The following is a 14397-nucleotide window of genomic DNA, read 5'->3' on the forward strand; positions in this document are numbered from 1 at the left end:
TTACACTCCCTTGCGGACAATGATCCCTCGTCCTTCAAGTTGCTTTATTGCTGCAGCTTTCTGCTCTTCAGTGATATTTGCTGGCCATACAACTGCATGATCTGCTAGCATTGCTATACGTGTAATGATTACTGCTTTGGCATTTTCTGTCGCATTTACATCACTTACTATTGCACCTATCGCTGTTTGTGTACCATCTGTGGCAGTTGGATTTATTATCTTAACCATGCTATCTTTATCGAGAGCCACTACTGTACCAAGCTTTAGGTTCTGCCCTTTTGCTACTGTTATTTGATCTCTTGAATACAGGCTTGATGCCTCATACTTTAATAAGTCACTCAGATTATTTTGTTCGGTTATAGTACTCATTTTGCTTTTCTCCTTTTGTTATATATTTTAAATGCCTACGACTTTTCGCTACCTGCATCATCAACTCTTCTCCTGAATTCTGTGGTATTGTACTTATTATCTCTGTCTTCTTTGTTCTTTCTGCAAGTAATTCCATTAAAACCTCCCTTGCTTGCTCAACACTTACACCCTGCTCAATAAATTCTCCTATTTTCTCTGGCATTCGTGATAAGTTACACAAACGTATTAATTCAACAACTTCAGTACGATACTTAGTTAAATTATTAGTTTTTAGGTCATTTGTAGTTTGTTCATTCATAATAATACTCCTGTTTTGATTAATAGATGAAAGAATTGTAATTCCATCTGCAAGACCTATCTCTACTGCTTTCTCGCCAAAATATAGCCCTGCTTCTGTTGATTTGATTGCTTCTACAGAAAGGTTTCTATTGCGTGCTATTAGCTCAACCAGCATTCCATATAAACGATTCACTTCGCTTTTTAGGTTTTCTAAACTCTCAGAAGTTATTGGCTCATGTGGATTTAAATCATTTTTTCTACTTCCTGCAAATACTGTCGTATATTTTATTCCCTGTTTTTCATCAAACCCACTTTGATCTATATGACTTGCTATTACTCCTATGCTTCCTACTCCTGAAGTTCTACTCACAAATACCTTTTCAGCGCTAGAAGCTATAGCGTACGCAGCAGAATATGCATCATCATTTGCTATCGCTATTATCCTCTTTTTTCCTCTTGATTCATAAATAAAGTCAGCTAGGTCAAATATACCGTTTACCTCTCCTCCGGGGCTATCTATTTCCAGTATAATTGTCTCTATGCTACTATCTGCTAATGCTTGTGTAATTTGTTCTTCTATTTGCTCATATGATGTCATTCCGAGCATTTCATCAAATGCACCAGGTTTTTTAGTTAAAATGCCATGTATCGGTATTATTCCTCTTTCACTATTTCTTACTGCATGTTTTATATTTTTAAAGATAGGCTGCTTTCCTGTTTGTAGTGACAGTAACTCAAAACTCCTTGGTTCTACCATTACACATCTGTTTAGCCATTGTTGTTTCATATCACCTCTTGATTGGCCGTAACGTCAGAATCAAAACTTAAGCCCAGTTCACTTGCACGTCTTTGATCTTCTGCTATTTCTTGGTCAATTTCTTCTACATCGTAACCCATTTCTGATACTACTTCCGCTCGACTCTTGAATCCATTTCTTACTGCCATTTGCTGTGCTTGCTGATCTTTTAGCGGATCGACCCAATCAAATCCCTGTGGTATCCATTTTACTTCTTTTTTTGCTCCTTCTTTTCCCTTTGTCCATTCTTCACCTATGTCTAGCTCTCCAGAAAGTAGTGCTAACTCTAACCACCTATCCCATACAGGACGGCAAAACTGAAATACCATTATGTTATGCTGTAACATTGTACATCTCCTACGAAACTCTATTAATCCTGCTCTAATTGATGAATAATTAACACCGGTTAAATCTCCTGTTAGTTGCTCATATGTTATCCCTGTACCAATCGCTATTGCCCTGAGTTGCTGTCTTATAAACGCTTCATAACTTCCTCCAACATCTGACGGTTCTGAAAATTTTATGTCTTCTCCTGGGTCTAAAAGCTGCATTGTTCCTGGCTCTAAACCTGATAGTGCCACTCCTTGCTCATTACTTTCACTTTCTCCCATGATATTTGCTTCTGGATCGAGTCTCGTAATAAATCCAGCAAACATTGCTGCAGTTTTCTTTCTCACCAGCTCTGCATCATCATATTGATCAAGCTCATAAAGCTTCAGCAGTATATTAGAAAGCCAAGGCTCCCCTCTGATTTGCCCAGGTCTTAATGGTCTATAAATATGTAAAACATCATTTGCTGGCACTCTCACTGATTCTCCAAACATACTTTCACCAGGGTGTTCTTTAAATAGGTAGTATGCTTCTCTTTGCCCAAGCCTGTTAAACTCAATCCCGTTTCTTATTACATTACCATTTCCTAAAGTTTGATTTGTTTTATTATCTAAATGTTCAGACTCAAGTACTTGTAGTTGTAATGGTACAGAAAATCTATCTTCCAGCTTTCTCGTTCTTAAACGTACAAAACATTCTCCTCCCTCTATCATACTTCTGCACACTAGAGCTTGCAATCCATAAAAATCACTTACTCCGTTACTGTCTGCTTCATCTGTCCATTTTAGCCATAATTCTTGCACCTTCTTTCGAAATTCTGCATTCTTTGCTTTTGATTGCGGCTTTATTCCTGTTCCAATAGAGTTACTTACTATTGTATCAATAATATTTGCTGCATATGGATTTTTTCTCACCATATCACGTGATCTACTACGTAAAGTTTCAAGGCTTTGAGACAGCAAATTGTTTATACTTCCTAACTCTGGTTGAAAGTGAAAAAATCTTCTTCCTGAGCCTGCTGCATCCCAGGCTGAGCTTTTGATTTTTGGCTTACTAAATAGTTGTTTGAATGATTTGAGTAGCATTACTTCTCTTTATCTGAAACTTTAGATAACTCAGCTTCTAATTCCTCTATCGTTGGTAAAGCTGTCTTTATATTCTCTGGTAGACTTTCAGTTATTCGATATTCTGCTAGTCCTATTGGTTTTGTCATATCTTTTAGAGTGTATTTTGCTAGTACATCATTTTTAGATTTACATAAAATCAACCCTACAGATGGTTGATCTGTCTCGTGTTTTAGCAAGTCATCTACTGCTGAAAGGTAGAAATTCATTTTACCGGCGTATTCTGGTTTAAACTTATTATCTTTCAATTCAATTACTATAAAACAACGTAATTTTAGATGGTAGAATAATAGATCGACAAAGAAGTCTTCATCACCAACATCTAAATGAAATTGTCTACCTACAAATGCAAAGCCTTCACCAAGTTCTAACAAAAACTTCTCCATATGTCCTACAAGACCTTTTTCTACTTCTCTTTCATGAGCATCCTTTCCTATACTTAAAAAATCAAAAATATATGGATCTTTTAACGTGTAATGCGCTAGATCTGATTGAGGTGAAGGTAACTTCTCTTTAAAATTAGTGATAGCCTTTCCTTGACGTTTATGTAACCCAAGTTCAATCTGCATTACCATGATGTTTCTTGACCAGCCATGTTCTATAGCTTCTTTTATGTAGAATAGCCTCGCTTCTTTGTCCCGAACTAAGTCCATCAGAAATACATTATGTCCCCATGGCAATTGGGCAACAAGTTGTTGCACAAATTCAATATCTTGATATTCCCCTGCAAACTGCCTCATATATTTTAGATTTCTTGTGCTAAAACCTTTCATTTCTGGAAACTCAGCCTTTAAGTCTCTACTTAACTGCTCAATTACTTTGGATCCCCAACCTTGGCTCTTTTGTTTTTCTAGAATCTGTGTTCCAATATAATGATAAAGTAGTAGTAGCTCTTTATTTACTGTTCTTGCTGCTTTATAACGACTAATAGCAATCTGTTCTTTCAGCTGCTCTAAAAATTCTGTATATTCTTTTGCTATAATTTTTGTCATACGGTTCCTTTCAACGATTTTCATCATTATATGATCCCCTTACTCGTTGAAAAAACAATTTTCCTCTTTGGCTTCATGCCCGCAACTTTTAACCCCGCTTTTATTCGTTGCCTGAGCTCCAATAAATCCTTTATTTGAACTTCCCCGTACCGTACAATATGGTCACCATATGCAATTGATACTACTCTCTCTCCATTTTGTAGTTTCTTTATCGCTTCTTCGACTTGAATTAAATATTCTTCGTTATACATTTCACTTCTCATTCAACCATTGGCTTTGCCTTACTTTTTTAGGCTTTTTGCTTTCCATTTTTCCACTCAAACTATTCCATTTACTCTCTGGCCAACGATCAATTCCAAGCGCAATAGATGCTGCTCTCGCATAAATTCGGCAATCCAGTACTTCATTTCTTTCTCTTACCTTCTGCCACTCTTGTTTGGTGTATCCTTTTACCACTTTGCTGACTAATTGCTCTGCTGTTAGCTGCTTAAAATATTCAGGTGCATATTCGGGAAAATGACAATATCCTGCTGGAGCTTCTTCACCTTCTTTTAAAACATTAAGTAATTGAAAAAGCTCTGACTTTAATATCGATACTCCTACTGGCCATAGCTTTATTCCTCTCTTTAGCTTTTGACCACCAACTGTTATATCTACTCTACTTGGGCTGCTAAGTGGCACTAGTGCTTTATTTACACCTTTTACTGCCATTACTCTTCCAGAGCCTTGATGACTCCTTACCCAATTATACACTTCCTGCGTTGCATACCCTGCATCAACCGCCATCATACTTATCATATATTCAAGACCATTTTCACCAATAAAATGATGATTGAGGAGCTCCGAAAGCTTTCCCCATACTTCTCCTCCTCCTGTATCTCCTTCAAATACTCGGTAGTCTATTGACCAACTTTCACGGCTTTTTCCCCATGCTACAACTTCTACTTCTAACCGATCTTTTTGGACATCTACTCCTGCTGTGAGAACCACTTCACCTTTTGGTACTGTGCCTACGGGAAAAAATTCTCTCCTGTTAAATAATTGCTTCCAATCTGGTACTTCTCCTTTATCTACCCAGGTTTCTCCAAGCGTAGTATTTATCCAAACCTTCAGTAATTGTTCGCTTTCCTTTGCATGGAGAAAGTCCTCTACTGCTTGTTGCCAACTATACCAGCCTACTGGACTATAAAGACTTGAAAGATGAAATCCTTTTTTCTCCCCTTCTTTTGCCCCTGTAGCTCTCCATTCTCCACGGTCTAGCATCTCTGTCTTTTGATGATTTTCTATCTTTTCACCACATTCTATACACATATAGTGTGCTGTATTTGGATTTTTATCTTCCCATTTTATTTGTGACCACTTTAAAATTTGGTAATAATTACAATGCGGACATGGTACAAAAAAATATCTCTTGTCTGTAGCTTCAAATTCCTTCTCAATTCTGCTTATTCCATGAATCGTTGGCGTTGATACTAAAAAAATCTTTCGCCGTGCAAATGTATTAGTACGGGCTATGCTGAGTAAAACTGGATCTCCTTCACCTCCCGAATCTCCTGGATAGGCATCTATTTCATCAAGAAAGAGATATTTTACTGGCATAGATCGGAGACCTACACTGCTATTTGCTCCGGTTATTACTACTATTCCACCTGGAAATTCCTTACTTTGTACAGTATTCCCTGAATCTCTTGATCTTGGGTCTTTTACTTTACTTTTTAAACATGGTGTACTTTCAATCAGTGGCGCAAATCTTCCTTTTGACCAACGTTTTCCCATTTCAACTGTTGGCTGTACTACTAGCATTGGCCCTGGTGTTTGATCGATGATATAGCCTATCCAATTGTTACCAGCTTCTGTTCCCCCAATCTGCGCTCCTTTCATGAATACTACTTTTTCTGCAGGTGAAGAAGGAGAAAGTGAATCCATTATTTCTTTTAAATAAGGAGTTCTTTCTGTTCTCCATTTCCCTGGCTCTGATGCTGCAGTTGGTGCTAGAACTCGATACTCATTTGCCCACTCTGATACTTTAAGCTCTGGATCTGGTCTTAAACCTTCAGAAAAAGCTCTAGCGTATATCATTGTCTGCATCTACTCATAATTGACTCTATCTCAACATCATTAACAGTAGAACTACACTCTTCCAGTTCCATAAACATCTTTTTCTGAAATTCCTTTTCTATGTATCTTTTGCTCATCTCACTTATCATTATTGCTATAATAAGCGCAAGTATTCCTGTTGTTGTTGCAAAAATGATTGTACTGCTTATTGTTGTTGCTGTTAAACCTATATATGCTGCCATTGCTACTGCGCTAACTGTAATACAGATGCAGATAATATTATTATGTTTTTTCATCCTTTTATCTGCTATTTCTCTCTGTGCTATATATTTATTATGAAGGGTTGGAAAATTAACAACGGTATCTCTGCAGAGTAACGCTCCATTTTTTTCAGTAAATAAAACTTTAAGTAACTCTAAATTATTTGACTTGATTGCTAAGTGCAAAACAGGTGTATAGTTTGCTCCTTTTTTCAGTAGTAATTTTACTACATGTATAGCTCTTTCCATAAAAGTCCGGATGTGATAGGATAAGGGTAGATGATGATAAGGAGGTTGAATGCCAGCAGCATATAGTTATGATTTAAGAAAAAAAGCAATGGAAGCGCTAGACGAAGGAGAAAGCAGAGAAACAGTGGCAGCAAGATTTAAGATTGGACGAACTACTTTATGGGAGTGGCAGCAAAGAAGAAAAGAAACAGGAGACTTTCAATCAAAAAAACTTGGAAATGGGGGTTACAATCACAAAATTACCGACTGGGATACCTTTGCCAAATTTGCCAGAGAACACGGAGGAAAGACTCTATCGGAAATGGCTAAACTTTGGAACAACGTTAGTATCCAAACGATCTATCGAGCCCTTAAAAAAATTGAATTTACGCGCAAAAAAAGACATATGGATACAAGGAAAGAAACGAAGAAAAACGTGCTGAATTTTTGAAAATTATAGCGACAAAAGAACCTAAAAACTTAGTGTATATAGATGAGTCTGGCATTGATAACACCGAAGACTACCCCTACGGATATTGCCAGAAAGGACAGCGGTTTTATGCCTTAAAATCTGGAAAGAAAACTCAACGAATCAGTATGGTTGCAGCCTTAAGTGGAAGAAAGATAGTTGTTCCGTTAACCTTTGAAGGCCACTGTAATATGGATGTTTTTAATGGATGGTTTGAGCAATTTTTGACACCGATCTTGGAACCTGGACAGACTGTCATTCTTGACAATGCTACTTTTCATAAGTCTGATAAGATTATCGAGCTTGCTAAAGGGGTTGGTGCAGAAATTTTGTATCTGCCGCCTTATTCTCCAGATTTCAACAAAATTGAGCATCATTGGTTTGCTATAAAAAACAGAGCCAGGAAAAACATTCCTCTATTCGAATCCTTTCGTCGTGCTGTTGATTCTGCCTTCCTATGACCTGTTCGGACTATTATGAGAAATGCTATAAGAGGTTGTCCGGAAACAAGTAAAAGGCTATAATATCTGAAATTTTAGTACGGGGTAAAGATGAGAAAAAAGTATCCAACAGATCTAAGCGAAAGGGAATGGGCAAGAATAGAAAAACACTTCAGAGTATCATACAAGAAAGGAGGAAGGCCGCCAAAGTATAGCAAAAGAGAAATATTAGAAGCAATTTTCTATGTATTGCGTACAGGGTGTCAATGGCGGTATTTACCAAATGATTTTCCGCTATGGAAGACTGTGTATGAGCAGTTCAGGCAATGGAAGAAGCAGGGAATTTTTGAGAAAATGAATTATGAAATTACAAAATATAGTAGAAGAAAAATAGGAAGGAATGAGCAGCCGAGTGCCTGTATAGTAGATAGTCAATCTGTAAAGACTACAGAAAAGGGGGGATCAAAGGCTATGATGGAAGTAAAAAAGTAAAGGGTAGAAAAAGGCATATAATTACAGACACTCAGGGTTTTATACTAGGTTGTTACGTAGGCGCTGCTAACGAAAATGATAGAGATGGTATTAAAATAGCATTAAACAATATGAGAACAAAATATACTAAAGTTAAAAAAATGTGGGCTGACATGGGATACCAAGGAAGAAATTTAAAGAATCACATAAAGGAAGAATATGACATAGATATTGAAATTGTTAAAAGGCCTACATGTAGATTTTGGGTGCACAAAGATACGCCACCTGAGCTACTACCAACAAGAGAACAAGGGTTTAAAGTACAGCCAAGAAGATGGGTTGTAGAAAGGACTTTTGCTTGGGTTAATAGGAATAGAAGGCTATCGAAGGAGTATGATTTACTCACAACATCCACTGAGAATTTCATATACCTAGCTATGAGTAGGGTTATGTTAAAGAGGGAATATGCTTGAATTTACTAGTTTCCGGACAACCTCTAAATGTCCTTTTTCTGCAGCAAGGTAAATAGGTGATAAACCTTTATTATTTACAATATCAATATCAATTTCTTCCTTTAAGATTGCATCTACAAGCTCAATTTCTCCTCTTTGTGCAGCTAAATGGAGTAGACTATTCTTTTCAGAACCGTATTTATTACTCATCAAAGCCTTCTTTATCTCAGGTTTAGCGTAATCAAATGGTGTCTTGCCCCTATCGTCTTTTACCAGAGGGTCTATATCTTCTCGCGTTAGTAAGACCTCTATTGTTTTAAGTCTTTCAGCGTAATGTAGAGGTGTTCTATTTTCGTAGTCCTGCAAATTGACTTGAGCATTAGGCTCCTTTATTAAGCATTTGAGAATATCAAGACATAAATCCCTTTCATCGTAATTAGTATTACTTACAGCTATATGCACAGGTGATAATTTCATCGAGTTTTGTCCTACACGTGCGCTATTTACATCTGCTCCTAGCTCCAGTAATAACTTTACTATCTCCAACTTCTTGTTATTAACTGCATAGTGCATTGGTGTCTGATTTCGTGCATCAAAGACATCTATTTCAGCGCTTCCTTCTTCCACTAAAATTTTGACAACATTTTCATGTCCTATGCCTGCTGCTAGATGTAATGGAGTATGATGCAGAGCATTTCGTACATTAACGTCAATACCTTTTCTGATCAAATATCTAACTGCATTAATTTCACCTATCATTGCAGCTAAATGAAGTAAGCTATCTTGTTCTGATCCGTATTTGTGATTGATTAATGCTTGTAATATTTCTGCTTTTTTACCTTCTTTGGCATAATCTAAGGAGGTTTTGCCTTCATTGTCCTCAACAAAAGGATTAATGTTCTTTTTCGTGAGTAACAGATCTACCATACTTAATTCATCAAACTCTATAGCGCAATGCAGTGGAGTTTTTCCGTTTAACCCTCTGACATTAACATCTAATCCAGGTTGATTAATGAGGCATTTTATTAACTCTAAACTTAAGTTATCAGCCATTTTATATTCAAAATCTTTTTTATATTTGAAATTTAGTATTAGATAATTCTTGTAATGAGTTTGTAATCTCTTCGGTTAGCGCCATATGAATCTTTTCAGTGTCGCTCAGTGATGCCAGCAGTGCTGAAACTCTATTTGGAATATTAAGCAAATTATTACGGACAACTCTTGCTACATTAAACGCATCGCGCTTTACTTCTTCTACTGCTACAAGTTCTCCTATCTCAGCCTTAGCTTTCGCCTCAAGAAGTTTACCTCGCTCCATTTCATTTTTTATTCGCGTTTTTAGCAATATCGTTGAAAGTTTTTCTCCGCTTTCTGAATAGTTTTTTCTTCTCAGTGGTTGACTTGGATCTCTGATTGTTTCTATAGCCCTGTTTGCTTGTTCTCGGTCAATGAGTCCATCTTCCAGCTCAACTATTCCTTTTTTTACTAAAGAACAGACATATTGCTTTGATACTCCTATCTCTCTTGCCCATTCTGTTTGTGTGATTTTTTCCACTCTTTTCCTCCTCTCTTTTCGCTCCTTTTTACGAATTTTCTTCTTGAATTTCCGCAAAAGTTTTACCAGTACTGGCTAAAAGGGCATCTCTTCCGGTATATATTTGCCAACGTTTTATGGTTACATCTACAAATTTTGAATCTAGCTCTATTGTCCTACAGATTCTTCCTGTTCTCTCACATGCAATCAGTGTACTTCCAGAACCACTAAATGGATCAAATACTATATCTCCAGGTCTACTGCTATTAACTATTGCTCTCTCCATTAGCTCTACTGGCTTCATTGTTGGATGTAATGAGTTATGTGTTGGCTTATCATAAAACCACAGATCACTTTGATTTCTTCCTCCATGCCACTCACGTTTATTACCGCTTTTCCATCCATAGAGCATTGCTTCGTATTGTCTTTGATAATCTGATCTTCCTAGCGTAAAGTGACTCTTTGCCCAAATGATAAATGTTGACCATTTTCCTCCTGCCTCCTCAAATGCTTTTTTCAACGTTGAAAACTCTGATGATGATATGCAAATGTAAATTGCTCCCTTCGTATATGCTAAAATATGGGAACAGATGTCATAGAGAAAAAGCTCATACTTTTCACCTTGATTATCGTTTAGTATCTTTTTATCCTCTCTTTCTTGACTGCTACCATAATCAACGTTATATGGAGGATCACAAACAGTAATGTCTGCCATTTTATCATCTAACAGCGCTTTATATGATTCAACTACAGAGCTATCACCACAATAGATTCTATGATCACCTAAAATCCATAAATCCCCTGGTTTTGTTATTTCTACCCTTTTTTCATCACCAACCAAGTCAGAAAAATCTTCTTTTTCACCATCTAAGTCATCAAGGAAATGTTGAACTTTTTCTAGCTCAAATCCAGTCATTTTAAGATCAAATTGTAAATCTTCTAACTCTTGAATTTCCACCTTCAAAAGATCATCATCCCACTTTGCCCAATTAGCTGATTGATTTGCCAGTAACCGAAAAGCTTTGGTTTGTGGTTCATTTAAATTATCACTTAAGACCACTGGAATACTCTCCATACCAAGTTTTCTTGCTGCTTTAAGTCTTAAATGGCCATCAACCACAGTCCCATCGCTTTTTGCAACTATTGGTATACGAAAACCAAACTCCCGAATAGAAGCACACATTCTATTTACTACGTCATCATTTTTACGTGGGTTACGCTCATATTCGACTAGATCTCGAGTAGGATAGTAGTGGATTGCTAAATTCATATATGTTTAAATTCTTAATAATTAAAAAGTTAATATTCAAAATATGTCTAACACTAGAAAAGGCCTGAGGTTAGCACCACTAAACCCGCCAGTATGGCTGAAAGGACCCACTTTTTATCGATTTTCCGTCTTATTAATATCTTTACTAAAATTCATAACATAGAACATCAAAGCTAAAGCATCCCCCTCATTATCATCTCTAGGTGAAAATCCTTTTTCCTTTACAGCTTCAATAATTTCACTCTTACTTGCATTGCCTTTGCCCGTTATAAAGCGTTTGATAGTTTTAACATTAACACCTTGGTAAGGAATATTGTTCTCTTCACACCAAGCAGACAGCACTGCAAGAAAACCACCATAGCAATGAGCTGCATCAGTTCCTAGATGTCTTCTCACTTCTTCAAAATACACTGCAGTGAACTCATGTTTCAAAGAATTAAGCCAATTACGAAAGTTTAAGAAACACATTCCACCTCCACTGAAACGGCTACCATGAAAGCTTTTGCTGCCACTTTCAATTACTCCATCTGTTAGAATTGCCCAGCCTGTCTGTTTACCGAGGTCCAGTGTTAGGATTGACATTATTTAAAACTATAAGTAGCACTGATTCCAAAATATCGTTTGGTTCCTCGAACGTACTATCAAAAAGCGGTTTATAGTTTTTTTGTTGGCCAACAACGGAAATTCGAGAATCATGTGCTACTCCTAAGAAGTATATGGATTAATGTTGTCTACGTTATAGTAGCTCTTTCAACTACCTCTTAACAGATATATACTAGAAATGAGGTTGGAAATTTGATTTGCACTAAATTTTTTTTGTTTGAGTTAAGTTATTTCTTCTCAATTACGCAACTTAGCAAACACTTTGTTTCTCTTGCTATCAGCTAATTTAAAGGCTTTCTGGGAACACTCAATAAAAAAAGATGAGAGATACAAGGAACTTATGAAAGCTATTGCAAAATGAGTTTTCTCCTTCATACAAATTTTTTCTTTACAATGAATAAAAACGATGTTAAACTTACTTGTAAGTTTATTTATATCAATCCAATCATTAGTAGTACTTTTTATTTGCTTTTTAAAGGGTGTTAAAGGAAGTGTATGAACAGAAATAATCATAATGAAATTTTGTTCTATGAAACAGATGACGAAAAGGTATGTATTGAAGTTAGATTTGAAAATGAAAATCTATGGCTTACTCAGAAACATATGGCTGAGTTATTTGGCTGTTCAATTGATAATATTTCATTGCATCTAAAGAACATTTATCTATGTAAAGAACTAGATAAAAACTCAACTACCGAGGAATCCTCGATAGTTCAAAAAGAGGGAGAAAGAGAAGTAAAACGTGATGTGATTTTCTACAATTTAGAGGCTGTGATATCAGTTGGTTATCGTGTCAATTCAGAGCGTGATTTCATACATGGGCAACTGATAAGCTAAAGAAGTATATTTTCAAAGGTTTCGTGATTGATAGCAATAGATTTAAAAATGGCTCTAGATTTGATACTCGATTTTTTGATGAGTTACTTGAAGAAATTAGAGAAATTCGTGCAAGTGAACGTGTGGCTTATCAGAAAATCACAGACATTTATGCAACTTCAGTAGACTATGTAAGTTGTTCAACCGAAACGAAAAATTTCTTTGCTATAGTGCAGAATAAATTGCATTTACTGGAAATACAGCAGCAGAAATTATTGCAAACAGAGTGGATAGAAGTAAACCTAATATGGGATTAACAAATTGGCGTAAGGCACCTAAGGGAAAAATCTTTCTTTCTGACACGCAAGTAGCAAAAAACTATTTAGATAAAAATGAAATTGCTCAGCTAAACAGAATAGTAAATATGTATATAGATTACGCAGAGTTTCAAGCTGCCAGGGGTAAAGTAATGTATATGAAGGATTGGAAAGAGAAACTCGATGCATTTTTAAGATTTAATGAGCAAGATATATTACAGAATTATGGCAAAACCTCTCATGAAGTAGCAATTGCCCTAGCTACAAAAGAATATGAGGTGTTTAGAAAAACACAGGATAAGTCATACAAGTCAGACTTTGATAAATTGGTAGAAGAAAAGAAAAGTCTTGATCAAAAAAGTGTAAAAGCTTAGGGCTGAATCTTGTAAAGGTAAAGAAATCATAAAAAAATCTATTTGTTCTTTAGGTTTCAGAAATTTTCTTTGCAACTACAGTTTTTTAATAAATAAAAGTTTGGGGTAAAAGGCACTATTTTTTAAAGCCAGAGTATAAACGTTAAAAGGTACAGCTCTAGTTTTGCCCATCAACATGGAGACATAAAACCCAAAATTTAAATCTTCGTCTCCTCTTTGCGTTAACAGTTTTTTTGAAAAAATTTCTTTCTTCTACGGTGATTTAAGAATAGCTTTTATTTGAGCTTTAAGGTCTGTTATAAGCTTAGATAAAACCCTATCCTAAATTACACCTAGCTTAAAAATGTGTTTTTACCTTCTCTAAAAAAATTTAAAGCATTAGACTCAAATTTCTAGTTTAACTACGAAAACTCAAAGTTATACACTTCAATTGCACATAGAGTTTTTGTTGATTAAGTTATTTGCACCTATTTTTCTGACTTCCTTTAATTTTAAGAAATTATATTTATTTTAGTTGCAAAGGTTAGGTACAAGTAGTATGCTTTAAGGTTATACTACTATATTATTATTGTATAATAATAGGAGTTATTCTGAAAACTGAGAATTGAACAAAACCCTCTATAATCCTGGCTTTTTTCCCTATTATTCAGTCTGCGGCTGTAAAATTCGATAATCCCTCTAAGTTATTGAAAATCTCGCATTTCTTTTGCCTTCACTAAATTCAGTCTGCATAGACTAAGCAAATTCTAAAGACAAACTGAGCAAATCCGAAGACTGAAGTAACTCATAGTTTCTATGAAAACTTTATTAATTGCAGATGCTATGATAAACCCAAGTATTCGGATTTTCAACTGGTAAGATGCTACCATTCTCCAGTGATTTATAGTCGGTCGGTAAAATCCTTTCATAAATTATCACTTCTTTATTCAGTTGATGATCAAATACCTTACCTTACCTTACCTTACTTTTCTTTTCCATGCCTGCAACACAAAGCACCCCATATCTAGTTCTTGCTCCATTTTTACCTTCTCTATTAAATTTTATATAGCCTTTTGTAGCTAAAGTATCAATCGTTCACGGATCTAATGTTGACTACCAAGACCTGCTTTATTCTCAAATGCCTGACAGAACGAATTTATTGTATATAGACGTCCCTTCCGTATAAATCAATTGTAGAATACCTACGCGAACGTTCTGCATCTAACTTCTGACCAT

At 35.8% G+C, this 14397-nt stretch carries 11 protein-coding genes and 4 pseudogenes; 4 read left to right on the forward strand and 11 right to left on the reverse strand.

What is annotated here, in order from left to right; translation table 11 throughout:
• The 7 genes and pseudogenes from OPR52_RS03645 to OPR52_RS03675 form a co-directional block, all read right to left on the reverse strand.
• Complete coding sequence (locus OPR52_RS03645) at nt 1-369, reverse strand: head decoration protein (protein WP_262986414.1); 369 nt, start codon at nt 367-369, stop codon at nt 1-3.
• Nucleotides 344-1435, reverse strand: a complete 1092-nt coding sequence (locus OPR52_RS03650; protein WP_264707848.1) for a S49 family peptidase — start codon at nt 1433-1435, stop codon at nt 344-346. The genes OPR52_RS03645 and OPR52_RS03650 overlap by 26 nt, the downstream gene beginning before the upstream one ends.
• Nucleotides 1432-2859, reverse strand: a complete 1428-nt coding sequence (locus OPR52_RS03655) for a phage portal protein (protein WP_265015218.1) — start codon at nt 2857-2859, stop codon at nt 1432-1434. Before OPR52_RS03655 ends, OPR52_RS03650 begins: the two co-directional genes overlap by 4 nt.
• Nucleotides 2859-3890 carry a PDDEXK nuclease domain-containing protein gene (locus OPR52_RS03660; protein WP_012482036.1) on the reverse strand — a complete coding sequence of 344 codons (1032 nt, stop codon included), beginning with the start codon at nt 3888-3890 and terminating at the stop codon, nt 2859-2861. The genes OPR52_RS03655 and OPR52_RS03660 overlap by 1 nt, the downstream gene beginning before the upstream one ends.
• 26 nt (nt 3891-3916) lie before the next feature.
• Nucleotides 3917-4141, reverse strand: coding sequence for a hypothetical protein (locus OPR52_RS03665; RefSeq protein WP_211908700.1), 225 nt, complete (start codon nt 4139-4141; stop codon nt 3917-3919).
• 1 nt (nt 4142) lies between these two features.
• Nucleotides 4143-5969 (reverse strand): phage terminase large subunit family protein, encoded by a 1827-nt coding sequence (locus tag OPR52_RS03670; RefSeq protein WP_265038466.1) that lies wholly within the window; start codon nt 5967-5969, stop codon nt 4143-4145.
• Nucleotides 5966-6445 (reverse strand): annotated as a pseudogene (locus OPR52_RS03675) (ankyrin repeat domain-containing protein); the annotation flags it as partial. The gene OPR52_RS03670 and the pseudogene OPR52_RS03675, both read right to left, overlap by 4 nt.
• Nucleotides 6446-6506: 61 nt before the next feature.
• On the opposite strand from OPR52_RS03675, the gene OPR52_RS03680 reads away from it, so the two are divergent.
• Both OPR52_RS03680 and OPR52_RS03685 read left to right on the forward strand, forming a co-directional pair.
• Nucleotides 6507-7366, forward strand: a protein-coding gene (locus OPR52_RS03680; RefSeq protein WP_265037751.1) for an IS630 family transposase whose coding sequence is annotated in 2 segments (ribosomal slippage) — nt 6507-6831 and nt 6831-7366 — 861 coding nt in all. Because the reading frame shifts where the segments join, the coding sequence is not laid out codon by codon here.
• A gap of 90 nt (nt 7367-7456) precedes the next feature.
• A pseudogene (locus tag OPR52_RS03685) lies at nt 7457-8289 on the forward strand (IS5 family transposase).
• Nucleotides 8290-8292: 3 nt separating this feature from the next.
• On the opposite strand, the pseudogene OPR52_RS03690 reads toward OPR52_RS03685, so the two are convergent.
• The 4 genes and pseudogenes from OPR52_RS03690 to OPR52_RS03705 form a co-directional block, all read right to left on the reverse strand.
• Nucleotides 8293-9321, reverse strand: a pseudogene (locus tag OPR52_RS03690) (ankyrin repeat domain-containing protein); the annotation flags it as partial.
• A 19-nt stretch (nt 9322-9340) separates the two neighbouring features.
• Nucleotides 9341-9823, reverse strand: coding sequence for a hypothetical protein (locus OPR52_RS03695; protein WP_265038449.1), 483 nt, complete (start codon nt 9821-9823; stop codon nt 9341-9343).
• A 28-nt stretch (nt 9824-9851) separates the two neighbouring features.
• Nucleotides 9852-11072, reverse strand: coding sequence for a DNA modification methylase (locus OPR52_RS03700; RefSeq protein WP_264377086.1), 1221 nt, complete (start codon nt 11070-11072; stop codon nt 9852-9854).
• 114 nt (nt 11073-11186) lie between these two features.
• Nucleotides 11187-11654, reverse strand: coding sequence for a crossover junction endodeoxyribonuclease RuvC (locus tag OPR52_RS03705; RefSeq protein WP_265038450.1), 468 nt, complete (start codon nt 11652-11654; stop codon nt 11187-11189).
• A 516-nt stretch (nt 11655-12170) separates the two neighbouring features.
• Between OPR52_RS03705 and rhuM (OPR52_RS03710) the strand changes: the two genes are divergently transcribed.
• Together rhuM (OPR52_RS03710) and rhuM (OPR52_RS03715) are read left to right on the forward strand one after the other, a co-directional pair.
• On the forward strand, nt 12171-12512 hold the full coding sequence (gene rhuM / locus OPR52_RS03710; protein WP_265038451.1) for a RhuM family protein: 342 nt from the start codon (nt 12171-12173) through the stop codon (nt 12510-12512).
• A gap of 23 nt (nt 12513-12535) precedes the next feature.
• Nucleotides 12536-13182: pseudogene (rhuM, locus tag OPR52_RS03715) on the forward strand (RhuM family protein).
• The last annotated feature ends 1215 nt before the right edge of the window (nt 13183-14397 follow it).

Origin of the sequence: Wolbachia endosymbiont (group A) of Hylaeus communis (assembly GCF_947251915.1) — a bacterium.
In the GTDB taxonomy this organism is placed as follows: Bacteria; Pseudomonadota; Alphaproteobacteria; order Rickettsiales; family Anaplasmataceae; genus Wolbachia; species Wolbachia pipientis.